Here is a 25638-nt window from a genome sequence, read left to right on the forward strand (position 1 = left end):
TCAGTCTATTACAGCCCAGGGGCTAAACATCTATACTCGCTGTTTAACGCGGTACATTTGGCGAAAGGACGCCACTTCATTATGGCTCACCCACATTTATTAGCGGAAAGAATTTCCCGTCTGAGCAATGCGCTGGAAAAGGGACTTTATGAACGTAGCCACGCCATTCGTCTGTGTCTGCTGGCAGCACTCAGCGGCGAGAGCGTCTTCTTATTAGGCCCTCCAGGGATCGCGAAAAGCTTAATCGCTCGCCGACTGAAGTTTGCCTTTAAAAATGCCCGTGCTTTCGAATATCTGATGACGCGCTTCTCGACACCTGAAGAGGTCTTTGGCCCACTATCCATTCAGGCGCTTAAAGACGAAGGTCGCTATGAGCGCTTAACAGCAGGCTATCTCCCTGAAGCCGAAATTGTTTTTCTCGATGAAATCTGGAAAGCAGGCCCGGCGATTCTTAACACCCTGCTGACCGCCATCAACGAACGCCACTTCCGCAACGGCGCACACGAGGAGAAAATCCCGATGCGTCTGCTGGTCGCGGCCTCCAACGAACTACCTGAAGCGGACAGCAGCCTGGAAGCATTATACGACCGTATGCTGATTCGCCTGTGGCTGGATAAAGTACAGGACAAGGCCAACTTCCGGTCCATGCTGTTAAGCCAACAGGATGAAAGTGACAACCCCGTTCCAACAACGCTACAAGTGACGGATGAAGAGTACTACCAGTGGCAAAAAGACATTGGCAAAATCACGCTTCCCGATCGTGTATTTGAATTGATTTTCACTCTGCGCCAGCAACTGGATGCGCTGCCGAACGCCCCCTACGTATCTGACCGTCGTTGGAAAAAAGCAATCCGCTTACTCCAGGCCAGCGCCTTCTTTAGCGGGCGCGATGCCGTTGCGCCTATCGACCTTATTCTGCTGAAAGATTGCTTGTGGTATGACGCACAAAGCCTGAATCTGATGCAGCAACAAATCGAAATATTGATGACCGGGCACGCCTGGCAGCAGCAGACAATGTTGACTCGCCTTGGGGCCATAATGCAGCGCCGCATCCAGCTCCAGCAGCAGCAAAGTGATAAAACGGCCTTCACGGTAATTCGTCAGGGTGGAATGTTCAGCCGCCGTCCTCACTATGATTTACCGCCGGAAACCAACACTTCCGTACTGACGCTGTTACTGCAAAAACCCCTAAAACTGCACGATATGGAGGTTATCCATATTGCCTTTGAACGCGGCGCTCTGGAGCAGTGGCTGACTAAAGGCGGTGAGATCCGCGGAAAATTAAACGGTATCGGATTTGCCCAGACGCTGAATATGGAAGTCGACAGCGCTCAGCACCTGGTCGTACGCGACGTCAGTTTGCAAGGTTCCCGACTGGCACTACCCGGTGCATCAGAAGAAAGCATGCCCAATGAGATAAAGCAGCAGCTTGAAGCGCTCGACAACGAATGGCACCAGCAGCACAGCGAATTTAGTGAACAGCAAAAATGTCTGTTTATTCATAGTGACTGGTTAGGCCGCATTGAAGCCAGCCTTCAGGACGTCGGAACACAGATCCGACAGGCACAACAATGCTGACCCTTGATACGCTAAATATCATGCTGGCGGTCGGCGAAGAGGGGATGATTGAAGAGATGATCATCGCACTGCTGGCTTCCCCGCAGATGGCGGTCTTTTTCAAAAAATTTCCCCGGCTAAAAAAAGCGATTACTGACGATGTCCCCCGCTGGCGTGAAGCGTTACGTAACCGCCTCAAAGATACCCACGTACCGCCGGAGCTCACAGAAGAGGTCATGTGCTATCAGCAAAGTCAGCTCCTCTCCACTCCGCAGTTTACCGTCCAGCTACCGCAAATCTTAGCGCTCCTGCACCGACTCCACTCACCATGGGCTGGACAAGCGCAGCAACTGGTCGATGACAACAACACGTTTACGCCCGCCCTGCATACGCTTTTTCTTCAGCGCTGGCGCCTGAGCCTGGTGGTTCAAACCACCACGCTTAATCAGCAGCTACTGGAAGAAGAACGCGAACAGTTGCTCAGTGAAGTGCAGGAACGGATGACGCTCAGTGGCCAACTGGAACCTGTGCTGGCGGAAAATGACAACGCAGCGGGTCGGTTGTGGGATATGAGCGCGGGTCAAATCAAGCGCGGTGATTATCAACTGATGGTGAAATACGGCGAATTCCTGACGCAACAACCTGAACTCCAGCGTCTGGCTGAGCAATTAGGTCGTTCCAGAGAGGCGAAATCCGTGCCGCGTAAAGATGCGCCAATGGAAACCTTCCGTACCCTGGTGCGCGAGCCGGCCACCGTCCCGGAGCAGGTGGATGGCATCCAGCAAAGCGACGATATCCTGCGCCTGCTACCGCCGGAGCTGGCGACGCTGGGCATTACCGAACTGGAATACGAGTTCTACCGTCGGCTGGTGGAAAAACAACTGCTGACTTACCGCCTGCACGGCGAAGCGTGGCGTGAGAAAGTCACGGAACGACCGGTGGTGCATCAGGATTTTGACGAGCAGCCGCGCGGGCCCTTTATTGTCTGCGTCGATACGTCGGGATCGATGGGCGGATTTAATGAGCAGTGTGCGAAAGCCTTTTGCCTCGCACTAATGCGCGTGGCTCTCGCCGATAACCGTCGCTGTTTCATCATGTTATTTTCGACAGAAGTTGTGCGCTATGAGCTATCCGGTCCGGAAGGCATTGAGCAGGCAATCCGTTTTTTAAGCCAGCGTTTTCGCGGTGGTACAGACATTGCCAGCTGTTTTCGCGCCATTATTGAACGTATGCAAGGTCGGGAATGGTTTGATGCCGATGCGGTGGTGATTTCGGATTTTATCGCCCAGCGATTACCTGACGAAGTTGTCAACAAAGTTGGGGAATTGCAACGAGTGCACCAGCATCGTTTCCATGCGGTGGCGATGTCAGCACATGGCAAACCCGGCATCATGCGCATTTTCGATCATATCTGGCGCTTTGATACCGGGATGCGAAGCCGCCTGCTCAGACGCTGGCGGCGTTAATTTTTACAGCAGAGATGCGACGCTTTCACGTACCTGAGCCGGCCACACACCGCACTGAACCTGGCCAATGTGCGGCAACTGCAGCAGCAGCATCGTCAGGCGTGACTGTCCAATCCCTCCACCAATCGTCTGCGGCATTTCACCGCGCAGCAGCGCCTGGTGCCATTCCAGACTCAGGCGATCTTCATCGCCGGTCAGAGCAAGCTGGTGTTTCAGCGCATCGGCATCCACGCGGATCCCCATAGAAGACAGTTCAAACGCATCTTCCAGTACCGGGTTCCAGACCAGAATATCACCGTTCAAACCGGCATGACCCAGCTCGGAGGCTGAACTCCAGTCATCATAATCTGGCGCACGAACATCGTGGCGGTGACCGTCACTGAGTTTACCGCCGATCCCGACCAGGAACACCGCGCCCAGCTCTTTAGCGATTGCACGTTCACGACCTTTTGCATCAAGATCAGGGTAGCGAGATAACAGCTCCTGGCTATGCACAAAGTGGATCTGCTCCGGCAGGAACGGTGCCAGACCAAATTCTTTGCTTACCGCAGCTTCGGTGGCCTTAATTCCCGCCCAGATAGCCTCTACTGTGCTTTTCAGAGTGGAAAATTGACGCTCGCCGTCGCCCATCACGCGCTCCCAGTCCCACTGGTCAACATATACTGAGTGCAGCGGGGAGAGGCGATCTTCATCGGGACGCAGGGCCTTCATATGCGTGTACAGCCCTTCGCCTGCGCTAAAGTCGTGTTGTCCTAACGTTTGACGCTTCCACTTCGCCAGGGAATGAACCACTTCGAACTGAGCGTCTGGCAATGCTTTAACCTTCACCTGCACCGCTTTTTCACAGCCCGACAAGTTATCCTGCGTGCCATCTCCTACGCGGCTGAGGATCGGAGCCTGAACTTCGATCAGACCTAAACGCTCTTCCAGCTGACGAGAAAAATGAGATTTTACGAAGCTAATTTGACGTTGTTTGGCAATGTAAGCGGTTTTCATTATGTGTACTCCTGTGTCCTGTTGCCTATGATTAAGCAACAGAATGAGGGTAATATTCAATAATCAACAAACAAAAAGCCAACTTCGATTTTGATTCGTTAAAATTAACGTCTAAAATAGAGTGAATCATCAATCTACATAAGAAAAACCTATGGAAAATTATCAGATCGACAATCTGGACCGCGGCATTCTTGACGCCCTGATGGAAAATGCCCGTACCGCCTACGCAGAATTAGCCAAACAGTTCGGCGTCAGTCCAGGGACAATTCACGTTCGTGTAGAAAAGATGAAGCAGGCAGGGATTATTACTGGCGCACGTATTGATGTCAGTCCAAAACAACTGGGTTATGACGTCGGCTGCTTTATCGGCATTATCCTGAAAAGTGCGAAAGACTATCCGTCAGCGCTGGCCAGACTGGAAAGTCTCGATGAAGTGACCGAGGCGTATTACACCACCGGGCACTACAGCATCTTTATTAAGGTGATGTGTAAATCTATCGATGCCCTGCAACAGGTACTTATCAACAAGATCCAAACAATTGATGAAATTCAGTCCACTGAAACTTTGATCGTGTTGCAGAACCCGATCATGCGTACCATCAAGCCCTGATCGCTTTTTTTAATCCCCTGGTTTTCCACAGGTAGATCCCAACTCGCTCACAGCGTACAATGCTGCCTCTTCATCGAGGTAGCGATCAATGGCAGATATCACTCTTATCAGCGGTAGCACGCTTGGCAGTGCGGAATATGTAGCAGAACATCTGGCAGAAAAGCTGGATGACGCCGGTTTTTCCAGCGAAATACTGCATGGACCGATGCTCGACGAGGTTCCAACTCACGGGGTTTGGCTGGTAATCAGCTCAACGCACGGTGCGGGAGACATTCCTGATAACCTGCAACCTTTATATGACGCATTGCGCGAGCAGAAACCGGATCTTTCGCAGGTACGCTTTGGTGCCATCGGCATTGGAAGCCGCGAATATGACACGTTCTGCGGTGCGATTGACAAGCTGGAAGCTGAACTGAAGGCCTGCGGGGCGAAACAGATCGGTGAAACGCTCAGGATCAACGTACTGGAACATGAAATTCCGGAAGATCCGGCTGAAATTTGGTTGGGATCCTGGCATCCATTGCTCAGAGATTTGTAAAGATCGTACTTTTTTATGTGGATAACTCTGGTTAAAAGCTTGGATCAACCGGTAGTTATCCAAGGAATAACTGTTGTTCAGTTTTTGAGTTGTGTATAACCCTTCATTCTGATCCCAGCTTATACGGACCTGGATCACCGATCATTCACAGCTAATGATCCTCAACAACTTGTTGATCTTATTCAAAGGATCGCCCTTATCCACAGATAGTTGCGATCCTAATAAGAGATCACAATAAAACAGATCTCTAAATAAAAAGATCTTCTTTTTAATACCCAGGATCCGAAGTCTTTCTCCATCGACTAAAGTTGAGTAGAATCCACGGCCCGGGCTTCAATCCATTTTCACACCGCGTTATGCGAGGCAATTACCATGTTTTATCAGGATCCTTTTGACGTCATCATCATTGGCGGGGGTCATGCAGGCACCGAGGCCGCAATGGCTGCGGCGCGAATGGGTCAACAGACCCTGCTGTTGACACACAATATCGACACTCTGGGACAGATGAGCTGCAACCCGGCGATTGGCGGCATTGGGAAGGGACACCTGGTAAAAGAAGTGGATGCGCTTGGCGGCCTGATGGCAACTGCAATTGACCATGCCGGTATCCAGTTTAGAATACTAAACGCCAGCAAAGGCCCGGCAGTTCGCGCCACCCGTGCTCAGGCGGATCGCGTGCTCTATCGTCAGGCTGTACGTACTGCGTTGGAGAACCAGCCGAATCTGATGATCTTCCAACAAGCGGTTGAAGATCTGATTGTTGAAAACGATCGTGTTGTCGGTGCAGTGACTCAGATGGGTCTGAAGTTCCGTGCCAAAGCGGTTGTATTAACCGTAGGAACCTTCCTCGATGGGAAAATTCACATTGGTCTGGACAACTACAGTGGTGGCCGTGCTGGCGATCCGCCGTCTATCCCACTGTCACGCCGTTTGCGTGAACTGCCGCTGCGCGTTAGCCGTCTGAAAACCGGCACACCGCCGCGTATTGATGCGCGTACCATCGATTTCAGCGTACTTGGTCAGCAAAACAGCGATAACCCAATGCCGGTCTTTTCGTTCCTTGGCGATGTTTCTCAACATCCACGCCAGATGCCGTGCTACATCACGCATACTAACGAGAAAACCCATGACGTGATCCGTAATAACCTCGATCGTAGCCCGATGTACGCTGGCGTGATCGAAGGTATCGGCCCACGTTACTGCCCGTCGATCGAAGACAAAGTGATGCGCTTTGCCGATCGTAACCAGCACCAGATCTTCCTGGAGCCAGAAGGACTGACGTCTAACGAAATTTACCCGAACGGTATTTCCACCAGCCTGCCGTTTGACGTGCAGATGCAAATTGTCCGCTCCATGCAGGGGATGGAAAACGCCAAAATTGTCCGCCCTGGCTATGCGATTGAGTATGATTTCTTCGATCCGCGCGACCTGAAACCTACTCTGGAAAGCAAGTTCATTCAGGGTCTGTTCTTTGCTGGTCAGATTAACGGTACAACCGGTTACGAAGAAGCCGCTGCGCAAGGTTTGCTGGCGGGTCTGAACGCCGCACGCTTGTCCGCTGACAAAGAGGGGTGGGCACCTGCGCGTTCTCAGGCCTATCTTGGTGTGCTGGTGGATGACCTGTGTACGCTGGGCACCAAAGAACCGTACCGCATGTTTACTTCGCGCGCAGAATACCGTTTGATGCTGCGCGAGGATAACGCCGATCTCCGTCTGACCGAGATTGGTCGTGAACTGGGTCTGGTGGGGGATGAACGCTGGGCGCGCTTCAATGAAAAACTGGAACGCATCGAACAAGAACGCCAGCGTCTGAAATCAACCTGGGTAAACCCGTTAGCGGAGTCTGCAGCAGAAGTGAATGCTCACCTGGCTACGCCTTTGTCACGTGAAGCCAGCGGTGAAGATTTGCTGCGTCGCCCGGATATGACCTATGCCCAGTTGACCTCTTTATCTGCGTTCGCACCTGCGCTTGATGATGCTCAGGCCGCGGAACAGGTTGAAATTCAGGTGAAATACGAAGGATATATCGCCCGTCAGCAGGATGAAATCGAAAGACAACAGCGTAACGAGAATACGTTGCTGCCTGCGACTCTGGATTATCGTCAGGTTTCCGGTTTGTCGAATGAAGTTATTGCCAAGCTGAACGATCACAAACCGGTATCAATTGGCCAGGCATCGCGCATTTCTGGTGTCACGCCAGCCGCCATCTCCATTCTGCTGGTTTGGTTGAAAAAACAAGGTATGCTGCGCCGTAGCGCTTAATCACACTATTTGGGCGGGGGGCGCTTCGCTTGCCCGTCCTGCAAATTTGTCGACCCGATACGCTATAGCTTATCGGGTCATTGATTATTAACAGGTAACGACCGTGCTCAACAAACTCTCTCGTCTGCTGGCTGATGCTGGTATTTCTCTTACCGATCACCAGAAAAATCAGCTGATTGCGTATGTCGATATGCTGCACAAATGGAATAAAGCGTACAACCTGACATCGGTGCGGGATCCCAACGAAATGCTGGTGCGCCATATTCTGGACAGCATTGTTGCCGCCCCCCATCTGCATGGCGAACGTTTTATTGATGTCGGCACGGGACCGGGCTTACCAGGAATTCCTCTTTCTATCGTGCGTCCTGCGGCGCATTTTACTCTGCTGGATAGTTTGGGAAAACGCGTACGTTTTCTGCGTCAGGTACAACATGAACTTAAACTGGATAACATCACTCCAGTGCAAAGCAGGGTAGAAGAATTCCCTTCCGAGCCACCTTTTGATGGCGTGATAAGTCGTGCTTTTGCGTCTCTTAACGATATGCTGAGCTGGTGCCACCATTTACCTGGTCAAAACGGGCGTTTTTATGCTTTAAAAGGGCAATTACCGGAAGATGAGATCGCCACATTGCCTGCGACGTTCAGCGTAGAATCAGTTGTAAAATTACGGGTTCCACAACTGGATGGTGAGCGTCATTTGGTGGTTATTAAGCCAAACAAAATTTAATTTTTATCAAAAAAAATAGAAAAAAAACGGCTCTTCAGGTGTTAAAAGTCATAGGGAATAGTGTGGTTAAATGTCGTTACATTTCACTAATGTCTTACGGTTTTGCATCATAACTATAACGTACCGTTTTTTGTTAAAAGTGAAACAAGTCAACTGTGAAAATATCAGCCTGCTAAAAATAGAATCAAAGAATCACCGCTTGTGTTAATTTTTTATTATAAATGTCAATGGGTGGTTTTTTTGTTGTTATTCGCTATTTTTAAAACAGTAACGAATTTTAGGCTTAAATATCAAAAAGTTGAAATGGCATCATTTGCCAAGTAAATAAATAGTGCCGGGGCGAATATGCTTAATATGTGATCTGGTGCACGCTTTGCAGCCAGTGTTTACGCGGCTTTTGCAGTTTTGCATGATCGTTCACAGTTTGCCGAAAAGTAATAAATGTGGCCTGGAGAAAAATATTTAAACATTTATTCACTTTTTAGCTACTTATTGTTTGAAATCACGAAGCCGCACCGTATAATTTGACCGCTTTTTGATGCTTGACTCTAAGCCATAAAGAACGTTTTATACGACACGCGGCATACCTCGAAGGGAGCAGGAGTAAAAACGTGATGTCTATGTCGCTCTTGAGTCGAAACGTTGCTCGTAAGCTTTTGCTCACACAGCTTCTGGCGATAATAGCAAGTGGATTGCTGTTTAGCCTCAAAGACCCTTTCTGGGGCATCTCCGCATTGTGCGGGGGATTGGCAGTGTTACTGCCTAATATGTTTTTTATGATATTTGCCTGGCGTCACCAGGCACATACACCAGCAAAGGGTCGAGTGGCCTGGTCGTTCGCTTTCGGCGAAGCCTTCAAGGTGTTAGCGATGCTGGTTTTGCTTGTGGTGGCGTTGGCGGTTTTGAAGGCGGTGTTCTTACCGCTGATCGTTACGTGGGTTTTGGTGCTGGTGGTTCAGATACTGGCACCGGCTGTAATTAACAACAAAGGGTAAAAGGCATCATGGCTTCTGAAAATATGACGCCGCAGGAATACATAGGGCACCATCTGAATAACCTTCAGTTGGACCTGCGTACTTTCTCGCTGGTAGATCCGCATAACCCCCCAGCCACCTTCTGGACGCTCAATATTGACTCCATGTTCTTCTCGGTGGTGCTGGGTCTGTTGTTCCTGCTTATGTTCCGTAGCGTTGCTAAAAAGGCAACCAGCGGCGTACCAGGGAAATTTCAGACCGCGATTGAGCTGGTAATCGGCTTTGTTCATGGCAGTGTCAAAGACATGTACCATGGCAAAAGCAAGGTTATCGCACCGCTTGCCCTGACGATCTTCGTTTGGGTCTTCCTGATGAACCTGATGGATTTACTGCCAATCGACCTGCTGCCGTATATTGCTGAGCATATACTGGGCCTGCCGGCGCTGCGCGTGGTTCCGTCTGCGGACGTAAACATCACCCTGTCGATGGCGCTGGGCGTGTTTATCCTGATTCTGTTCTACAGCATCAAAATGAAAGGCATCGGCGGCTTCGCGAAAGAGTTGACGCTGCAGCCGTTCAATCACTGGGCGTTCATTCCTGTCAACTTAATCCTTGAAGGGGTAAGCCTGCTGTCCAAACCAGTTTCTCTTGGTCTGCGACTGTTCGGCAACATGTACGCTGGTGAGCTGATTTTCATTCTGATTGCTGGCCTGTTGCCGTGGTGGTCACAGTGGATTCTGAATGTGCCGTGGGCCATTTTCCACATACTGATTATCACGCTGCAAGCCTTCATCTTCATGGTTCTGACGATTGTCTATCTGTCGATGGCGTCTGAAGAGCATTAATTTACCAACACTACTACGTTTTAACTGAAACAAACTGGAGACTGTCATGGAAAACCTGAATATGGATCTGCTGTACATGGCTGCCGCTGTGATGATGGGTCTGGCGGCAATCGGTGCTGCGATCGGTATCGGCATCCTCGGGGGTAAATTCCTGGAAGGCGCAGCGCGTCAACCTGATCTGATTCCTCTGCTGCGTACTCAGTTCTTTATCGTTATGGGTCTGGTGGATGCTATCCCGATGATCGCTGTAGGTCTGGGTCTGTACGTGATGTTCGCTGTCGCGTAGTAAGCGTTGCTTGAATTAAGAGCAATATCAGAACGTTAACTAGATAGAGGCATTGTGCTGTGAATCTTAACGCAACAATCCTCGGCCAGGCCATCGCGTTTGTCCTGTTCGTTCTGTTCTGCATGAAGTACGTATGGCCGCCATTAATGGCAGCCATCGAAAAACGTCAAAAAGAAATTGCTGACGGTCTTGCTTCTGCTGAACGAGCACATAAGGATCTTGACCTTGCAAAGGCCAGCGCGACTGACCAGCTGAAAAAAGCGAAGGCGGAAGCTCAGGTAATTATCGAGCAGGCAAACAAACGCCGCGCTCAGATCCTGGACGAAGCTAAAACTGAAGCAGAGCAGGAACGTACTAAAATCGTGGCACAAGCGCAGGCGGAAATTGACGCCGAGCGTAAACGTGCTCGCGAAGAGCTGCGTAAGCAAGTTGCTGTCCTGGCTGTTGCTGGCGCCGAGAAGATCATCGAACGTTCCGTGGATGAAGCTGCTAACAGCGACATCGTGGACAAACTTGTCGCTGAACTGTAAGGAGGGAGGGGCTGATGTCTGAATTTATTACGGTAGCTCGCCCCTACGCCAAAGCAGCTTTTGACTTTGCCGTTGAGCACCAAAGCGTTGACCGTTGGCAGGATATGCTGACGTTTGCCGCTGAGGTGACGAAGAACGAACAAATGGCAGAGCTTCTCTCTGGCGCGCTGGCGCCGGAAACGCTCGCTGAGTCGTTTATCGCAATCTGCGGTGAGCAGTTGGACGAAAGCGGTCAAAACCTGATTAAGGTAATGGCTGAAAATAACCGTCTTAATGCGCTCCCGGATGTTCTTGAGCAGTTTATTCACCTGCGTGCAGCCAGTGAGGCTATCTCTGAGGTAGAAGTCACTTCTGCCAATGCACTGAGTGATGAACAGCTTACGAAGATTAGTGCAGCGATGGAAAAACGTCTGTCACGCAAAGTTAAGCTGAATTGCAAAATCGATAAGTCTGTAATGGCAGGCGTAATCATCCGTGCGGGTGATATGGTCATTGATGGCAGCGTACGCGGCCGTCTTGAGCGCCTTGCAGACGTCTTGCAGTCTTAAGGGGACTGGAGCATGCAACTGAATTCCACCGAAATCAGCGAACTGATCAAGCAGCGCATTGCTCAGTTCAGTGTTGTGAGTGAAGCTCACAACGAAGGTACTATTGTTTCTGTAAGTGACGGTGTTATCCGCATCCACGGTCTTGCTGACTGTATGCAGGGGGAAATGATCTCTCTGCCGGGTAACCGTTACGCTATCGCACTGAACCTGGAGCGCGACTCTGTAGGTGCAGTTGTGATGGGTCCATACGCTGACCTCGCCGAAGGCATGAAGGTTAAGTGTACGGGGCGTATTCTGGAAGTTCCGGTTGGCCGTGGCCTGCTGGGTCGTGTGGTGAACACTCTGGGTTCCCCTATTGACGGTAAAGGTCCGGTTGATAACGATGGCTTCTCGCCAATCGAAGTTATCGCACCAGGCGTAATCGAACGTCAGTCCGTCGACCAGCCAGTACAGACCGGTTATAAATCTGTTGATGCCATGATCCCAATCGGTCGTGGCCAGCGTGAGCTGATCATCGGTGACCGTCAGACAGGTAAAACCGCGATGGCAATCGATGCCATCATCAACCAGCGTGATTCCGGCATCAAATGTGTGTACGTGGCTATCGGCCAGAAAGCGTCCACCATTTCTAACGTGGTTCGTAAACTGGAAGAACACGGCGCACTGTCCAACACCATCGTTGTTGTGGCGACCGCGTCTGAATCTGCTGCACTGCAATATCTGGCACCTTATGCTGGTTGCGCAATGGGCGAATACTTCCGTGACCGCGGTGAAGATGCACTGATCGTTTATGATGACCTGTCCAAACAGGCTGTTGCTTACCGTCAGGTTTCCCTGCTGCTCCGTCGTCCACCAGGACGTGAAGCATTCCCAGGCGACGTATTTTACCTCCACTCCCGTCTGCTGGAACGCGCATCCCGCGTTAACGCGGAATACGTTGAGAAATTCACCAATGGTGAAGTTAAAGGTAAAACCGGCTCCCTGACCGCTCTGCCGATTATCGAAACCCAGGCGGGTGACGTTTCTGCGTTCGTTCCGACCAACGTAATTTCCATTACCGATGGTCAGATCTTCCTGGAAACCAACCTGTTCAACTCCGGTATTCGTCCGGCAGTTAACCCGGGTATCTCCGTATCTCGTGTAGGTGGCGCAGCGCAGACCAAGATCATCAAGAAACTGTCCGGTGGTATTCGTACCGCACTGGCGCAGTATCGTGAACTGGCAGCGTTTTCTCAGTTCGCTTCCGACCTTGACGAAGCTACGCGTAAGCAGCTGAGCCACGGCCAGAAAGTAACGGAACTGCTGAAGCAGAAACAGTATGCCCCAATGTCTGTTGCACAGCAGGGTGTGGTGCTGTTTGCGGCTGAACGCGGTTACCTCGAAGATGTGGAACTGGCGAAAATCGGTAGCTTCGAAGCCGCTCTGCTGGCTTACGTTGACCGTGATCACGCTCCGCTGATGCAAGAGATTAACCAGTCCGGTGGCTATAACGATGAAATCGAAGGCAAGCTGAAAGCTATCCTCGATTCCTTCAAAGCAACCCAGTCCTGGTAACGTCTGGCGGTCTGTCTTAGGACGGACCGCAAGGCATTGAGGAGAAGCTCATGGCCGGCGCAAAAGAGATACGTAGTAAGATCGCAAGCGTCCAGAACACGCAGAAGATCACTAAAGCGATGGAGATGGTCGCCGCTTCCAAAATGCGTAAATCGCAGGATCGCATGGCGGCCAGCCGTCCTTATGCAGAGACCATGCGCAAAGTGATTGGTCACCTTGCGAATGGTAATCTGGAATATAAGCACCCTTACCTGGAAGAACGCGACGTTAAGCGCGTGGGCTACCTGGTGGTGTCGACCGACCGTGGTCTGTGCGGTGGCTTGAACATTAACCTGTTTAAAAAGCTGCTGGCGGATATGAAAACATGGTCCGATAAAGGCGTTCAGTGCGACATCGCAATGATCGGCTCTAAGGGCGTGTCTTTCTTTAATTCCGTAGGCGGTAACGTGGTTGCTCAGGTAACCGGTATGGGGGATAACCCTTCCCTGTCCGAACTGATCGGCCCGGTTAAAGTGATGCTGCAGGCCTACGATGAAGGTCGTCTGGACAGACTGTACGTTGTCAGCAACAAATTTATTAACACCATGTCTCAGGTTCCGACTCTCACTCAGCTGCTGCCTTTACCGGCTTCAGAAGATGAAGAGTTAAAACAAAAAGCCTGGGATTACCTGTATGAACCAGACCCGAAACCGCTGCTGGATACCCTGCTGCGTCGTTACGTTGAATCTCAGGTTTATCAGGGCGTGGTAGAAAACCTGGCCAGCGAGCAGGCCGCACGTATGGTGGCGATGAAAGCCGCGACCGACAATGGCGGCAGCCTGATTAAAGAGCTGCAGTTGGTATACAACAAAGCTCGTCAGGCCAGCATTACTCAGGAACTCACCGAAATCGTCGGTGGTGCATCCGCGGTATAACCAGGTTAATTCGTAGAGGATTCAAGATGGCTACTGGAAAAATTGTCCAGGTAATCGGCGCCGTGGTTGACGTCGAATTCCCTCAGGATGCCGTACCGCGCGTGTACGATGCTCTTGAGGTTATGAATGGTAAAGAGAGCCTGGTGCTGGAAGTTCAGCAGCAGCTCGGCGGCGGTATCGTACGTACCATCGCAATGGGTTCTTCCGACGGTCTGCGTCGTGGTCTGGAAGTTAAAGACCTCGAGCACCCGATCGAAGTCCCGGTAGGTAAAGCAACTCTGGGTCGTATCATGAACGTTCTGGGTCACCCGATCGACATGAAAGGCGATATCGGTGAAGAAGAGCGTTGGGCTATCCACCGCGCAGCACCTACCTATGAAGAGCTGTCCAGCTCTCAGGAACTGCTGGAAACCGGCATCAAAGTTATCGACCTGATGTGTCCGTTCGCTAAGGGCGGTAAAGTTGGTCTGTTCGGTGGTGCGGGTGTAGGTAAAACCGTAAACATGATGGAGCTTATTCGTAACATCGCGATCGAGCACTCCGGTTACTCTGTGTTTGCGGGTGTAGGTGAACGTACTCGTGAGGGTAACGACTTCTACCACGAAATGACCGACTCCAACGTTCTGGATAAAGTATCCCTGGTTTATGGCCAGATGAACGAGCCGCCGGGAAACCGTCTGCGCGTTGCGCTGACCGGTCTGACCATGGCTGAGAAATTCCGTGACGAAGGTCGTGACGTACTGCTGTTCGTCGATAACATCTATCGTTACACCCTGGCCGGAACGGAAGTATCCGCACTGCTGGGTCGTATGCCATCAGCGGTAGGTTACCAGCCGACCCTGGCGGAAGAGATGGGTGTTCTGCAGGAACGTATCACTTCTACCAAAACAGGTTCTATCACCTCCGTTCAGGCGGTATACGTACCTGCGGATGACTTGACTGACCCATCCCCAGCCACCACCTTTGCTCACTTAGATGCAACCGTGGTACTGAGCCGTCAGATCGCTTCTCTGGGTATTTACCCGGCAGTTGATCCGCTGGACTCCACCAGCCGTCAGTTGGATCCGCTGGTTGTTGGTCAGGAACACTATGACACTGCGCGTGGCGTACAGTCCCTGCTGCAGCGTTATCAGGAACTGAAAGACATCATCGCCATCCTGGGTATGGATGAACTGTCTGAAGAAGATAAACTGGTGGTAGCTCGTGCGCGTAAGATCCAGCGCTTCCTGTCCCAGCCGTTCTTCGTTGCGGAAGTATTCACCGGTTCTCCGGGCAAATACGTTTCCCTGAAAGACACCATCCGTGGCTTTAAAGGCATCATGGAAGGCGAATACGACCACCTGCCAGAGCAGGCGTTCTACATGGTTGGTTCTATCGACGAAGCCGTAGAAAAAGCCAAAAAACTTTAACGCCTTAATCGGAGGGTGATATGGCAATGACTTACCACCTGGACGTCGTCAGTGCAGAGCAACAAATGTTCTCTGGTCTGGTCGAAAAAATCCAGGTAACGGGTAGTGAAGGTGAACTGGGTATTTTCCCGGGTCACGCACCGCTGCTCACCGCCATTAAGCCTGGTATGATCCGCATCGTTAAACAGTTCGGTCATGAAGAGTTTATCTATCTGTCTGGCGGCATTCTTGAAGTGCAGCCTGGCAACGTGACCGTACTGGCTGATACCGCGATTCGCGGGCAGGATCTCGATGAAGCGAGAGCCCTGGAAGCGAAACGTAAGGCTGAAGAGCATATTAAGAGCTCTCATGGTGACGTGGATTACGCTCAGGCATCTGCGGAACTGGCCAAAGCGATCGCGAAACTGCGCGTTATCGAGTTGACCAAAAAAGCGATGTAACACCGGCTTGAAAAGCACAAAAGCCAGTCTGGTTTCCAGGCTGGCTTTTTTTTGTTTTTTTGCATGAACATTTAAAGTGAAAGCTGTTTTGTGATTTAGATCATAAAAATATTGATTGGTTAAAAAATGCGGCGTAGACTCTTTTTATGTGATTTATATCACATAATGAATTCAGATAAAAAGAGACACCAACATGAAATTACTCAATAAAATCATCGCCATGTTCAGCAATATGAGCTTTTAGCCTTTACCTGCCCGTCCTGTGGCGCGATGCTTGATAGGGTTTATCAGTCAGCGCCACTTGTTGTTATAACTCCCCTTCCCCTACTTTTCTCCCTCAACTTTTTATTTTCGCGTACGCATTTTCGGTTTCTCACTGAATCACATAAATAAAATCGGACTTTGCATGTGTAACTCTTTATTCATGCGGCAAAAAAATAGCAAAAACATTAACCTAAGGCTTTAATAAGAGCATGCTCCTGGTTTTTGGGAGACAAAAGGCGCCGATATAGTCGAAAATAGTGAGTTAATAGTTAGGGATTCCCCCCTATTGAACGTTTTATCTTCGGCCCATTTCATGATGAAAAAAATGTAGTATTTTCAATGTTAAAGGGTATAAATTCGTTCTCAAATGACAGTCAGGATGTGTATGTTGAATAATGCTATGAGCGTCGTGATCCTTGCCGCAGGCAAAGGTACACGTATGTATTCCGATCTTCCTAAAGTGCTGCACACTCTCGCAGGAAAAGCGATGGTGCAGCATGTTATTGATGCCGCTAATGAATTAGGCGCAACTCATGTACACCTGGTCTACGGGCACGGTGGTGATTTGCTCAAGCAGACGCTAAAAGATGGCAATCTGAACTGGGTTCTGCAGGCAGAGCAGTTGGGAACCGGCCATGCTATGCAGCAGGCTGCACCGTTCTTTGGTGATGACGAAGACATTTTAATGTTATATGGCGATGTACCGTTAATCTCCACCGAAACGTTACGCCGCCTGCGCAATGCTAAACCTCAGGGTGGTATTGGCTTATTAACAGTAAAACTGGACGACCCAACCGGCTATGGGCGCATTACGCGTGATAACGGCAAAGTTACTGGCATCGTTGAGCATAAAGATGCGACCAATGAACAACGCCAGATCCAGGAAATTAACACCGGCATCCTGATTGCCAATGGCGCTGATATGAAGCGCTGGTTGTCTAAACTAACCAACAATAATGTGCAGGGTGAATATTACATCACCGATATCATTGCGATGGCGTACCAGGAAGGTCGTGAAATTGCTGCGGTACATCCGGCACGTATTAGCGAAACCGAAGGGGTGAATAACCGTCTTCAGTTATCCCGTCTTGAACGTGTCTATCAGTCCGAACAGGCAGAGAAACTGCTGTTAGCAGGCGTTATGTTGCGTGATCCGGCACGTTTTGATCTTCGCGGTTCGCTTATTCACGGGCGCGATGTTGAAATTGATACTAACGTTATCATTGAAGGCAACGTAACCCTTGGCGATCGCGTCAAGATTGGTACTGGCTGCGTTATCAAAAATAGCGTAATTGGCGATGGCTGTGAGCTTAGCCCGTACAGCGTGGTGGAAGATGCCCATCTGGAAGCAGCCTGTACTATCGGGCCTTTTGCGCGTCTGCGCCCAGGCGCTGAGCTGCTGGAAGGCGCACACGTGGGTAACTTCGTCGAAATGAAAAAAGCGCGTCTGGGTAAAGGTTCTAAAGCCGGTCATCTGACCTATCTGGGCGATGCTGAAATTGGCGATAACGTGAACATCGGCGCGGGTACGATCACCTGCAATTACGATGGCGCTAATAAATTTAAAACCATTATTGGTGATGATGTGTTTGTGGGTTCGGATACTCAACTGGTGGCGCCTGTCACCGTGGGTAAAGGCGCGACGATCGCCGCTGGAACCACAGTGACGCGTAATATCGCTGATAACGAACTGGTATTAAGCCGTGTACCGCAGGTCCATAAACAAGGTTGGCAGCGCCCGGTGAAGAAAAAGTAAGTGATTTTTGCCTGATGGCGGCCTACGTGCGATGACGTTCTGTAGGCCTGATAAGCGTGAGCGCCATCAGGCAGACAAGAGATGAGGGGATAACATAATCCTCCGCTCAACAAGCAGTACCTATAAAAATAACCCCACTCTCTACAAGGCTCGGGGCGCCCGGAAAGGGTATTACCCAAAGTATTTCGCGCTGTAGCAAGGCGGCAAGCTTGGGAATCTACGGGAGCTTACTAAAGTAAGTGACCGTAGTGAGCAAGCGTAGCCAACGTAGCTACGGAGTGAAAGACGAAGGGGAAACAGGTCAGCGACAACGACAGGCACAATGCCTAAATTCGGAATCAAAAAATATGTGTGGAATTGTTGGCGCTATCGCGCAGCGTGATGTAGCTGAAATCCTTCTCGAAGGTTTACGTCGTCTGGAATATCGTGGTTATGACTCAGCCGGTCTGGCTGTTGTTGATGCTGAAGGTAACATGACCCGTCTGCGTCGTCTGGGTAAAGTGCAGATGCTGACTGCTGCGGCGGAAGAACATCCGCTGCATGGTGGTACAGGTATCGCTCATACCCGTTGGGCGACACACGGTGAACCTTCAGAAGCGAACGCGCATCCCCATGTTTCTGAGCACATTGTGGTAGTGCATAACGGCATCATCGAAAACCATGAACCGCTGCGTGAAATGTTGAAAGCGCGTGGTTACACCTTTGTGTCTGAAACGGACACCGAAGTGATTGCTCACCTGGTGCACTGGGAACTGGAACAGGGCGGTACGCTGCGTGAAGCGGTACTGCGTACTATTCCGCAGCTGCGCGGGGCCTACGGCACAGTGATCATGGATACCCGTAACCCAGAAACACTGCTGGCGGCGCGTTCTGGTAGCCCGCTGGTTATCGGTCTGGGCATGGGTGAAAACTTTATCGCTTCCGACCAGCTGGCGCTGCTGCCGGTAACCCGTCGCTTTATCTTCCTGGAAGAGGGCGATATCGCCGAGGTAACGCGTCGTTCAGTCTCTATTTTTGACAAGACTGGCGCGGAAGTAAAACGTCAGGATATTGAATCTAATCTGCAGTACGACGCGGGCGAAAAAGGTATTTATCGCCACTACATGCAGAAAGAGATCTACGAACAGCCGAACGCGATTAAAAATACGCTGACCGGGCGTATCAGTCATGGCGAAGTGGATTTAAGTGAGCTTGGCCCTAATGCCAACGCGTTGCTGTCTCAGGTTGAGCATATCCAGATTATCGCCTGCGGCACGTCATACAACTCAGGCATGGTATCCCGTTACTGGTTTGAGTCGCTGGCGGGTATTCCTTGTGATGTCGAAATCGCTTCCGAGTTCCGCTATCGCAAATCTGCCGTGCGTCGTAACAGTCTGATGATTACCCTGTCCCAATCCGGTGAAACGGCAGATACCCTGGCGGGTCTGCGCTTATCTAAAGAGCTGGGCTATCTGGGGTCACTGGCAATCTGTAACGTACCGGGCTCTTCTCTGGTGCGTGAATCTGATCTGGCGATGATGACCAATGCCGGGACCGAAATCGGCGTGGCCTCCACGAAAGCCTTTACCACCCAGCTGACTGTTCTGTTAATGCTGGTGGCGAAGCTGTCTCGTCTGAAAGGTCTGGATGCGTCTATTGAACAAGAGATTGTTCACGGGTTACAGGCGCTGCCGAGCCGTATTGAGCAGATGCTGTCACAGGACAAGCGTATTGCCGCGCTGGCGGAAGACTTCTCTGACAAACACCATGCACTGTTCCTTGGTCGTGGCGATCAGTACCCCATTGCGCTGGAAGGCGCCCTGAAGCTGAAAGAGATTTCTTATATTCACGCAGAAGCGTATGCCGCTGGTGAGCTGAAGCACGGCCCGCTGGCGCTGATTGACGCGGATATGCCGGTTATCGTGGTTGCACCGAACAACGAGTTGCTGGAAAAACTGAAATCCAACATTGAAGAAGTGCGTGCTCGTGGCGGCCAGTTGTATGTCTTCGCTGATCAGGATGCAGGTTTTATCAGTAATGAAAATATGCACATCATCGAGATGCCGCATGTGGAAGAGGTGATTGCACCGATCTTCTATACCGTTCCGCTGCAACTGCTGGCGTATCACGTGGCGCTGATTAAAGGTACTGACGTGGACCAGCCGCGTAACCTGGCGAAGTCGGTTACCGTGGAATAAGCGATACCTCGCTGAACTGAAAATGCCCTGCTCAAAGCGGGGCATTTTTTTAAACCTGTTCTGTTTTTAATCAATTATCCCGCCTGTTTTATGTGACAAACCGTCATCTTCAGCTACTGTTTTCAGTGTCATAAAAAGAAAATTTTGCCGAAATATAATTGTTATATAATCGATTAAATTACTGTTTTTATACAATTTTTAATTGTTTTTCGCGCATTATTTTTCATTGTCATAAAACTGTCATATTTCGTACATTTAACTGTCACCTGTTTGTCCTATTTTGCTCACAGTAGCAACTCAAACAACAATTTACGAAAACCGTGCAGGAGACATTATGAAAGTTATGCGTACCACTGTCGCAACTGTTGTCGCCGCGACCTTATCTATGAGCGCGTTCTCTGCCTTTGCTGCAGCGAGCCTGACAGGTGCTGGTGCAACTTTTCCTGCGCCAGTGTATGCCAAATGGGCTGATACCTATCAGAAAGAAACCGGTAGCAAAGTAAACTACCAGGGTATCGGCTCCTCCGGTGGTGTAAAACAAATTACCGCAAATACCGTTGATTTCGGTGCATCTGATGCACCGTTATCTGACGAGAAGCTGGCTCAGGAAGGCCTGTTCCAGTTCCCGACAGTGATCGGCGGTGTGGTGCTGGCGGTGAATATCCCTGGCCTGAAGTCCGGTGAGCTGGTGCTTGACGGTAAAACCCTGGGCGATATCTACCTCGGCAAAATTAAGAAGTGGGATGATGAAGCCATCACCAAACTGAACCCGGGTCTGAAGCTGCCTTCACAGAATATCGCCGTTGTGCGTCGTGCAGATGGTTCCGGTACCTCCTTCGTCTTCACCAGCTACCTGGCGAAAGTGAACGAAGAGTGGAAATCTAAAATTGGCGCAGGCTCTACTGTGAACTGGCCGACCGGTCTGGGCGGTAAGGGTAATGACGGTATCGCTGCGTTCGTACAGCGTCTGCCAGGCTCTATCGGCTACGTTGAGTACGCTTATGCTAAGCAGAACAACCTGGCATACACCAAACTGGTTTCTGCTGATGGCAAACCGGTAAGCCCGACCGAAGAGAGCTTTGCTAATGCAGCGAAAGGCGCTGACTGGAGCAAAACCTTCGCTCAGGATCTGACTAACCAGAAAGGTGACAATGCGTGGCCAATCACTTCCACCACCTTCATCCTGGTGCATAAAGAGCAGAAGAAACCAGAGCAAGGCGTTGAAGTACTGAAATTCTTTGACTGGGCATATAAAAATGGCGGCAAACAGGCAAATGACCTGGATTACGCCAGCCTGCCGGACAGCGTGGTTGAGCAGATTCGTGCTGCATGGAAGACCAACGTGAAAGACAGCAGCGGTAAAGCGCTGTACTAATAGAATATCTTTAACGAGTTGGCGGATGGCGCTACGCTTATCCGCCCTACGGTTTCGACTGTAGGCCCGCTTTGTAGGCCGGATAAGCGTAGCGCCATCCGGCATGGGCAACTTCGTAAACGCGTTTAACTTAAAGAGTGATTTATGGCTGCAACCAAGCCTGCTTTTAACCCACCGGGTAAAAAGGGTGACATGATATTCAGCGCGCTGGTAAAACTGGCAGCGCTGATTGTGCTATTGATGTTGGGTGGCATTATTGTCTCTCTGATCATCTCCTCCTGGCCAAGCATCCAGAAATTTGGTTTCTCATTCCTTTGGACCAAAGACTGGGATGCGCCAAATGATATCTACGGTGCATTGGTTCCGATTTACGGTACGCTGGTTACCTCATTTATCGCACTGCTGATCGCCGTTCCGGTGAGTTTTGGCATTGCTTTGTTCCTGACGGAACTTGCTCCTGGCTGGCTGAGACGTCCGCTGGGTATCGCTATTGAACTGCTGGCGGCGATCCCGAGTATCGTTTACGGCATGTGGGGCCTGTTTATCTTTGCCCCGCTGTTTGCGACGTATTTCCAGGAGCCGGTCGGTAATATTCTTTCCAACATTCCGTTTGTTGGCGCACTGTTTGCTGGCCCGGCATTTGGTATCGGTATTCTGGCGGCTGGCGTGATCCTCGCCATCATGATCATCCCATACATTGCGGCGGTGATGCGTGATGTGTTCGAACAAACGCCGGTACTGATGAAAGAGTCAGCCTACGGTATTGGCTGTACTACCTGGGAAGTTATCTGGCGTATCGTTCTGCCGTTCACTAAAAATGGTGTCATTGGCGGCGTAATGCTGGGTCTGGGTCGCGCGCTGGGTGAAACCATGGCGGTGACCTTTATCATCGGTAACACCTACCAACTCGACAGCGCATCGCTGTATATGCCGGGCAACAGTATCACCTCTGCGCTGGCGAATGAATTTGCTGAAGCGGAATCAGGGCTGCACGTTGCCGCGTTGATGGAGCTGGGTCTGATTCTGTTTGTGATCACCTTCATCGTGCTGGCGGCATCTAAGTTCATGATCATGCGCCTTGCGAAAAACGAGGGGGCACGCTAATGGCTACGCTGGAAATGCAAAACACCGCTCAGCTTGCGGAATCCCGCCGTAAAATGCAGGCGCGTCGTCGTCTGAAGAACCGCATCGCGCTGACGCTCTCGATGGCGACGATGGCGTTCGGTCTGTTCTGGCTGATCTGGATCCTGATGTCCACGATCACCCGCGGTATTGACGGTATGTCACTGGCACTGTTCACCGAAATGACCCCGCCGCCGAATACCGCGGGTGGTGGTCTGGCGAACGCGCTCGCCGGGAGTGGGCTGTTGATTCTATGGGCGACCATCTTTGGTACGCCGCTCGGTATTATGGCGGGCATCTACCTGGCGGAATATGGGCGTAAGTCATGGCTGGCTGAAGTCATCCGCTTTATCAACGATATCCTGCTGTCTGCACCATCGATTGTGGTCGGTCTGTTCGTCTACACCATCGTGGTGGCAAAAATGGAACACTTCTCCGGCTGGGCGGGTGTGATTGCGCTGGCGCTGCTGCAGGTACCTATCGTTATTCGTACCACTGAGAACATGCTCAAGCTGGTGCCGGATAGCCTGCGAGAAGCCGCCTATGCGTTGGGTACACCAAAGTGGAAGATGATTTCCGCGATCACCCTGAAGGCGTCTGTGTCGGGCATTATTACCGGTATTCTGCTGGCAATTGCCCGTATCGCCGGTGAAACGGCTCCGCTGCTGTTTACGTCGCTCTCCAACCAGTTCTGGAGCACTGACATGATGCAGCCAATCGCCAACCTGCCGGTCACTATCTTTAAGTTTGCGATGAGCCCATTTGCTGAATGGCAGCAACTGGCCTGGGCCGGGGTACTGATTATTACCCTGTGCGTACTGCTGCTGAACATTCTGGCGCGCGTCATTTTCGCGAAGAAGAAACACGGTTAATTTTTACGGCGCGGCTGATGCGGCGCCGGATGAGGAAGAGATTGAAATGAGTATGGTTGATACTGCCCCGGGTAAAATTCAGGTTCGTGATTTGAACTTCTACTATGGAAAATTCCATGCCCTGAAGAACATCAACCTGGATATCGCGAAAAACCAGGTAACGGCGTTTATCGGGCCGTCAGGCTGTGGTAAATCGACGCTGCTGCGTACCTTCAACAAAATGTTTGAACTGTACCCGGAGCAACGTGCGGAAGGTGAAATCCTGCTGGATGGTGACAATATTCTCACCAACACCCAGGATATCGCACTGCTGCGTGCCAAAGTCGGCATGGTGTTCCAGAAGCCGACGCCGTTCCCAATGTCTATCTACGACAATATCGCGTTTGGCGTGCGTCTGTTTGAGAAGCTTTCCCGTGCCGATATGGACGAGCGTGTACAGTGGGCATTGACCAAGGCCGCACTGTGGAACGAAACCAAAGATAAATTACACCAGAGTGGGTACTCTCTCTCCGGTGGTCAGCAGCAGCGTTTGTGTATTGCGCGTGGTATCGCCATTCGCCCGGAAGTGCTACTGCTTGATGAGCCATGTTCAGCGCTCGACCCGATTTCTACCGGGCGTATTGAAGAGCTGATCACTGAGCTGAAAGAAGATTACACCGTTGTTATCGTTACCCACAACATGCAGCAGGCTGCGCGTTGTTCCGATCACACGGCATTTATGTACCTGGGCGAGTTGATTGAGTTCAGTAATACGGACGATCTGTTCACCAAGCCCGCGAAGAAACAAACTGAAGATTACATCACCGGTCGTTACGGCTGATTCAGGAGCTTGTTGTGGATAACCTTAATCTTAATAAACATATTTCCGGCCAGTTCAACGCAGAGCTGGAAAGCATCCGTACCCAGGTGATGACCATGGGTGGCATGGTCGAGCAGCAGCTTTCTGATGCGATTACCGCCATGCACAATCAGGACAGCGATCTGGCGAAGCGTGTCATTGAAGGCGATAAGAACGTCAACATGATGGAAGTGGCGATCGACGAAGCCTGCGTGCGCATCATCGCCAAACGTCAGCCGACGGCGAGCGACCTGCGCCTGGTGATGGCAATCATCAAAACTATCGCCGAGCTGGAACGTATTGGCGACGTGGCGGACAAAATTTGCCGCACCGCACTGGAGAAGTTCTCGCAACAGCACCAGCCGCTGCTGGTAAGTCTGGAGTCGCTGGGTCGTCACACCGTGCAGATGCTGCACGACGTGCTGGATGCGTTTGCGCGTATGGATCTCGACGAAGCGGTACGTATTTATCGCGAAGATAAGAAAGTTGACCAGGAGTATGAAGGCATCGTGCGTCAGCTGATGACCTACATGATGGAAGACCCGCGTACCATTCCAAGCGTACTGACCGCGCTGTTTTGCGCGCGTTCTATCGAGCGTATCGGTGACCGCTGCCAGAATATCTGCGAATACATCTTCTATTTCGTGAAGGGGCAGGACTTCCGTCACGTGGGCGGTGATGAGCTGGATAAACTGCTGGCGGGCAAAGACCCGAAAGAGTGATAAAAACGTAGAAAGTAGGCCGGATAAGCGTTAGCGCCATCCGGCAATTGCCCGGTGGCGCAAGCTTACCGGGCCTACAAAAAATTACCGGGTAATATCCCAACCTCGCGCCTTCCACAATTCCGGTAACTGCGCCAGATCGGTAAAGGTCGTGACCTTTGGGTTTTCGATCGGTTTGTTATGCGGATCGGCACAGAAGTAGAACACTTCCATCCCGGCGGCAATTCCCGCCTGCGCGCCTGCGCTGGAATCATCAACCAGAATGCAGTTCTCAACGTTAACGTCCATGGCTTTTGCCGCATGGAACATCAGGGCCGGATCGGGCTTCCAGCGTTGGATATCGTAGCCGCTGAACAGTAAATCAGGAAAATGGTGCAACATGCCCAGCTTACCCAGCGAATGCTGCATTTTGCTGACCGGACCGTTAGACACCACGCACATTGGCACAGCCATGCTGTCCAGCAGCGTGTTCGCACCAGCAATGACTTCCAGCTCGGTATCGAACAGACGTGCGACCTCAGCGCGGTAAACCGGTTCTAGCTCGGCTTTTGCCAGTTCGACACCGTGTTCTTCGTTAATAATGTCGATGATTTCGTAGAGCTTTACCCCCTTGAAGCGTTTAAACGTCTCTTCAAGATCGAGCGTAATGCCGAACGCCTGGAACATGCTGACATACGCGCGAGAACAAATTACTTCACTGTCGACAAGGGTACCGTCACAGTCAAAAAATACGGCTTCTATCTGGGACATGTCATTTCCATTTTAACAAGTTTAACGTTTTCGTAATGCATAATGGGGGGACGCAATCGTTGCCGTATAAGCAAAATCAATGAAAAAAGTTGCTCATAACCCAACC

General features: G+C 51.0%; 24 protein-coding genes. 22 read left to right on the forward strand and 2 right to left on the reverse strand.

The genetic code is table 11. The annotated features are described in order from the left end of the window. The first annotated feature begins 81 nt into the window (after positions 1 to 81). Positions 82 to 1578: an ATPase RavA gene (gene ravA, locus I6L54_RS01310; protein WP_005121444.1), complete on the forward strand. Its 1497-nt coding sequence runs from the start codon at positions 82 to 84 to the stop codon at positions 1576 to 1578. Further along, positions 1572 to 3023, forward strand: a complete 1452-nt coding sequence (viaA, locus tag I6L54_RS01315) for an ATPase RavA stimulator ViaA (RefSeq protein WP_040232300.1) — start codon at positions 1572 to 1574, stop codon at positions 3021 to 3023. The genes ravA and viaA overlap by 7 nt, the downstream gene beginning before the upstream one ends. 3 nt (positions 3024 to 3026) lie before the next feature. Here viaA and asnA read toward each other — a convergent pair whose 3' ends face one another. Beyond that, positions 3027 to 4019 (reverse strand): aspartate--ammonia ligase, encoded by a 993-nt coding sequence (gene asnA, locus I6L54_RS01320; protein WP_005121446.1) that lies wholly within the window; start codon positions 4017 to 4019, stop codon positions 3027 to 3029. Between the two features lie 151 nt (positions 4020 to 4170). On the opposite strand from asnA, the gene asnC reads away from it, so the two are divergent. The 20 genes from asnC to phoU all read left to right on the forward strand — a co-directional run bounded on the left by asnC (position 4171) and on the right by phoU (position 24782). Further along, entirely contained in the window at positions 4171 to 4629 is a 459-nt protein-coding gene (gene asnC, locus I6L54_RS01325) for a transcriptional regulator AsnC (protein ID WP_003023780.1), read from the forward strand. An 88-nt stretch (positions 4630 to 4717) separates the two neighbouring features. Further along, a complete protein-coding gene (gene mioC / locus I6L54_RS01330; protein WP_005121447.1) occupies positions 4718 to 5167 on the forward strand; it encodes an FMN-binding protein MioC in 450 nt (149 codons plus the stop codon). Positions 5168 to 5539: 372 nt separating this feature from the next. After that, positions 5540 to 7429 carry a tRNA uridine-5-carboxymethylaminomethyl(34) synthesis enzyme MnmG gene (gene mnmG, locus I6L54_RS01335; protein WP_040232301.1) on the forward strand — a complete coding sequence of 630 codons (1890 nt, stop codon included), beginning with the start codon at positions 5540 to 5542 and terminating at the stop codon, positions 7427 to 7429. A gap of 103 nt (positions 7430 to 7532) precedes the next feature. Then, positions 7533 to 8156: a 16S rRNA (guanine(527)-N(7))-methyltransferase RsmG gene (gene rsmG / locus I6L54_RS01340; protein WP_005121451.1), complete on the forward strand. Its 624-nt coding sequence runs from the start codon at positions 7533 to 7535 to the stop codon at positions 8154 to 8156. Positions 8157 to 8770: 614 nt separating this feature from the next. After that, complete coding sequence (atpI, locus tag I6L54_RS01345; protein ID WP_040232303.1) at positions 8771 to 9151, forward strand: F0F1 ATP synthase subunit I; 381 nt, start codon at positions 8771 to 8773, stop codon at positions 9149 to 9151. Positions 9152 to 9159: 8 nt separating this feature from the next. After that, entirely contained in the window at positions 9160 to 9975 is an 816-nt protein-coding gene (gene atpB, locus I6L54_RS01350; RefSeq protein WP_005121454.1) for a F0F1 ATP synthase subunit A, read from the forward strand. A 46-nt stretch (positions 9976 to 10021) separates the two neighbouring features. Next, positions 10022 to 10261: a F0F1 ATP synthase subunit C gene (gene atpE / locus I6L54_RS01355; RefSeq protein WP_000429386.1), complete on the forward strand. Its 240-nt coding sequence runs from the start codon at positions 10022 to 10024 to the stop codon at positions 10259 to 10261. A gap of 59 nt (positions 10262 to 10320) precedes the next feature. Next, positions 10321 to 10791, forward strand: a complete 471-nt coding sequence (gene atpF / locus I6L54_RS01360; RefSeq protein WP_040232304.1) for a F0F1 ATP synthase subunit B — start codon at positions 10321 to 10323, stop codon at positions 10789 to 10791. Between the two features lie 14 nt (positions 10792 to 10805). Further along, positions 10806 to 11339 (forward strand): F0F1 ATP synthase subunit delta, encoded by a 534-nt coding sequence (gene atpH / locus I6L54_RS01365; protein WP_005121457.1) that lies wholly within the window; start codon positions 10806 to 10808, stop codon positions 11337 to 11339. A gap of 12 nt (positions 11340 to 11351) precedes the next feature. Continuing rightward, on the forward strand, positions 11352 to 12893 hold the full coding sequence (gene atpA, locus I6L54_RS01370; protein WP_003827026.1) for a F0F1 ATP synthase subunit alpha: 1542 nt from the start codon (positions 11352 to 11354) through the stop codon (positions 12891 to 12893). Positions 12894 to 12943: 50 nt separating this feature from the next. After that, on the forward strand, positions 12944 to 13807 hold the full coding sequence (gene atpG, locus I6L54_RS01375; RefSeq protein ID WP_005121458.1) for a F0F1 ATP synthase subunit gamma: 864 nt from the start codon (positions 12944 to 12946) through the stop codon (positions 13805 to 13807). A gap of 26 nt (positions 13808 to 13833) precedes the next feature. Beyond that, positions 13834 to 15216: a F0F1 ATP synthase subunit beta gene (atpD, locus tag I6L54_RS01380; protein ID WP_005121459.1), complete on the forward strand. Its 1383-nt coding sequence runs from the start codon at positions 13834 to 13836 to the stop codon at positions 15214 to 15216. Between the two features lie 20 nt (positions 15217 to 15236). Then, positions 15237 to 15656, forward strand: a complete 420-nt coding sequence (locus I6L54_RS01385; RefSeq protein ID WP_005121460.1) for a F0F1 ATP synthase subunit epsilon — start codon at positions 15237 to 15239, stop codon at positions 15654 to 15656. Between the two features lie 649 nt (positions 15657 to 16305). Further along, positions 16306 to 17676 (forward strand): bifunctional UDP-N-acetylglucosamine diphosphorylase/glucosamine-1-phosphate N-acetyltransferase GlmU, encoded by a 1371-nt coding sequence (gene glmU, locus I6L54_RS01390; RefSeq protein ID WP_040231488.1) that lies wholly within the window; start codon positions 16306 to 16308, stop codon positions 17674 to 17676. Positions 17677 to 18023: 347 nt separating this feature from the next. Beyond that, positions 18024 to 19853 carry a glutamine--fructose-6-phosphate transaminase (isomerizing) gene (glmS, locus tag I6L54_RS01395; protein ID WP_005121462.1) on the forward strand — a complete coding sequence of 610 codons (1830 nt, stop codon included), beginning with the start codon at positions 18024 to 18026 and terminating at the stop codon, positions 19851 to 19853. 334 nt (positions 19854 to 20187) lie between these two features. Beyond that, positions 20188 to 21228: a phosphate ABC transporter substrate-binding protein PstS gene (gene pstS, locus I6L54_RS01400; RefSeq protein ID WP_040231490.1), complete on the forward strand. Its 1041-nt coding sequence runs from the start codon at positions 20188 to 20190 to the stop codon at positions 21226 to 21228. A gap of 144 nt (positions 21229 to 21372) precedes the next feature. Further along, a complete protein-coding gene (pstC, locus tag I6L54_RS01405) occupies positions 21373 to 22332 on the forward strand; it encodes a phosphate ABC transporter permease PstC (RefSeq protein ID WP_005121465.1) in 960 nt (319 codons plus the stop codon). Then, the gene (gene pstA / locus I6L54_RS01410; RefSeq protein ID WP_005121466.1) at positions 22332 to 23222 is read left to right on the forward strand and encodes a phosphate ABC transporter permease PstA; all 891 of its coding nucleotides are present in this window, start codon (positions 22332 to 22334) and stop codon (positions 23220 to 23222) included. The genes pstC and pstA overlap by 1 nt, the downstream gene beginning before the upstream one ends. A 46-nt stretch (positions 23223 to 23268) precedes the next feature. Beyond that, positions 23269 to 24042, forward strand: a complete 774-nt coding sequence (gene pstB / locus I6L54_RS01415) for a phosphate ABC transporter ATP-binding protein PstB (RefSeq protein WP_003023821.1) — start codon at positions 23269 to 23271, stop codon at positions 24040 to 24042. Between the two features lie 14 nt (positions 24043 to 24056). Then, on the forward strand, positions 24057 to 24782 hold the full coding sequence (gene phoU, locus I6L54_RS01420) for a phosphate signaling complex protein PhoU (protein ID WP_006687755.1): 726 nt from the start codon (positions 24057 to 24059) through the stop codon (positions 24780 to 24782). A gap of 84 nt (positions 24783 to 24866) precedes the next feature. On the opposite strand, the gene yieH is transcribed toward phoU, so the two are convergent. Continuing rightward, positions 24867 to 25532: a 6-phosphogluconate phosphatase gene (yieH, locus tag I6L54_RS01425; RefSeq protein ID WP_005121468.1), complete on the reverse strand. Its 666-nt coding sequence runs from the start codon at positions 25530 to 25532 to the stop codon at positions 24867 to 24869. Between the last annotated feature and the right edge of the window lie 106 nt (positions 25533 to 25638).

Source organism: Citrobacter pasteurii, assembly GCF_019047765.1.
Classification (GTDB): Bacteria; Pseudomonadota; Gammaproteobacteria; order Enterobacterales; family Enterobacteriaceae; genus Citrobacter; species Citrobacter pasteurii.

What these genes read in the sequence shown, in the direction of transcription:
- I6L54_RS01385 (WP_005121460.1), top strand. Translation starts at nt 15,237, where the DNA reads ATGGCAATGACTTACCACCTGGACGTCGTCAGTGCAGAGCAACAAATG.
- pstA (WP_005121466.1), top strand. Translation starts at nt 22,332, where the DNA reads ATGGCTACGCTGGAAATGCAAAACACCGCTCAGCTTGCGGAATCCCGC.
- viaA (WP_040232300.1), top strand. Translation starts at nt 1,572, where the DNA reads ATGCTGACCCTTGATACGCTAAATATCATGCTGGCGGTCGGCGAAGAG.
- asnC (WP_003023780.1), top strand. Translation starts at nt 4,171, where the DNA reads ATGGAAAATTATCAGATCGACAATCTGGACCGCGGCATTCTTGACGCC.
- atpE (WP_000429386.1), top strand. Translation starts at nt 10,022, where the DNA reads ATGGAAAACCTGAATATGGATCTGCTGTACATGGCTGCCGCTGTGATG.
- asnA (WP_005121446.1), bottom strand. Translation starts at nt 4,019, where the DNA reads ATGAAAACCGCTTACATTGCCAAACAACGTCAAATTAGCTTCGTAAAA.
- glmU (WP_040231488.1), top strand. Translation starts at nt 16,306, where the DNA reads ATGTTGAATAATGCTATGAGCGTCGTGATCCTTGCCGCAGGCAAAGGT.
- pstC (WP_005121465.1), top strand. Translation starts at nt 21,373, where the DNA reads ATGGCTGCAACCAAGCCTGCTTTTAACCCACCGGGTAAAAAGGGTGAC.
- pstS (WP_040231490.1), top strand. Translation starts at nt 20,188, where the DNA reads ATGAAAGTTATGCGTACCACTGTCGCAACTGTTGTCGCCGCGACCTTA.
- atpG (WP_005121458.1), top strand. Translation starts at nt 12,944, where the DNA reads ATGGCCGGCGCAAAAGAGATACGTAGTAAGATCGCAAGCGTCCAGAAC.
- atpH (WP_005121457.1), top strand. Translation starts at nt 10,806, where the DNA reads ATGTCTGAATTTATTACGGTAGCTCGCCCCTACGCCAAAGCAGCTTTT.
- atpD (WP_005121459.1), top strand. Translation starts at nt 13,834, where the DNA reads ATGGCTACTGGAAAAATTGTCCAGGTAATCGGCGCCGTGGTTGACGTC.
- pstB (WP_003023821.1), top strand. Translation starts at nt 23,269, where the DNA reads ATGAGTATGGTTGATACTGCCCCGGGTAAAATTCAGGTTCGTGATTTG.
- atpI (WP_040232303.1), top strand. Translation starts at nt 8,771, where the DNA reads ATGTCTATGTCGCTCTTGAGTCGAAACGTTGCTCGTAAGCTTTTGCTC.
- atpB (WP_005121454.1), top strand. Translation starts at nt 9,160, where the DNA reads ATGGCTTCTGAAAATATGACGCCGCAGGAATACATAGGGCACCATCTG.
- atpA (WP_003827026.1), top strand. Translation starts at nt 11,352, where the DNA reads ATGCAACTGAATTCCACCGAAATCAGCGAACTGATCAAGCAGCGCATT.
- mnmG (WP_040232301.1), top strand. Translation starts at nt 5,540, where the DNA reads ATGTTTTATCAGGATCCTTTTGACGTCATCATCATTGGCGGGGGTCAT.
- ravA (WP_005121444.1), top strand. Translation starts at nt 82, where the DNA reads ATGGCTCACCCACATTTATTAGCGGAAAGAATTTCCCGTCTGAGCAAT.
- yieH (WP_005121468.1), bottom strand. Translation starts at nt 25,532, where the DNA reads ATGTCCCAGATAGAAGCCGTATTTTTTGACTGTGACGGTACCCTTGTC.
- glmS (WP_005121462.1), top strand. Translation starts at nt 18,024, where the DNA reads ATGTGTGGAATTGTTGGCGCTATCGCGCAGCGTGATGTAGCTGAAATC.
- mioC (WP_005121447.1), top strand. Translation starts at nt 4,718, where the DNA reads ATGGCAGATATCACTCTTATCAGCGGTAGCACGCTTGGCAGTGCGGAA.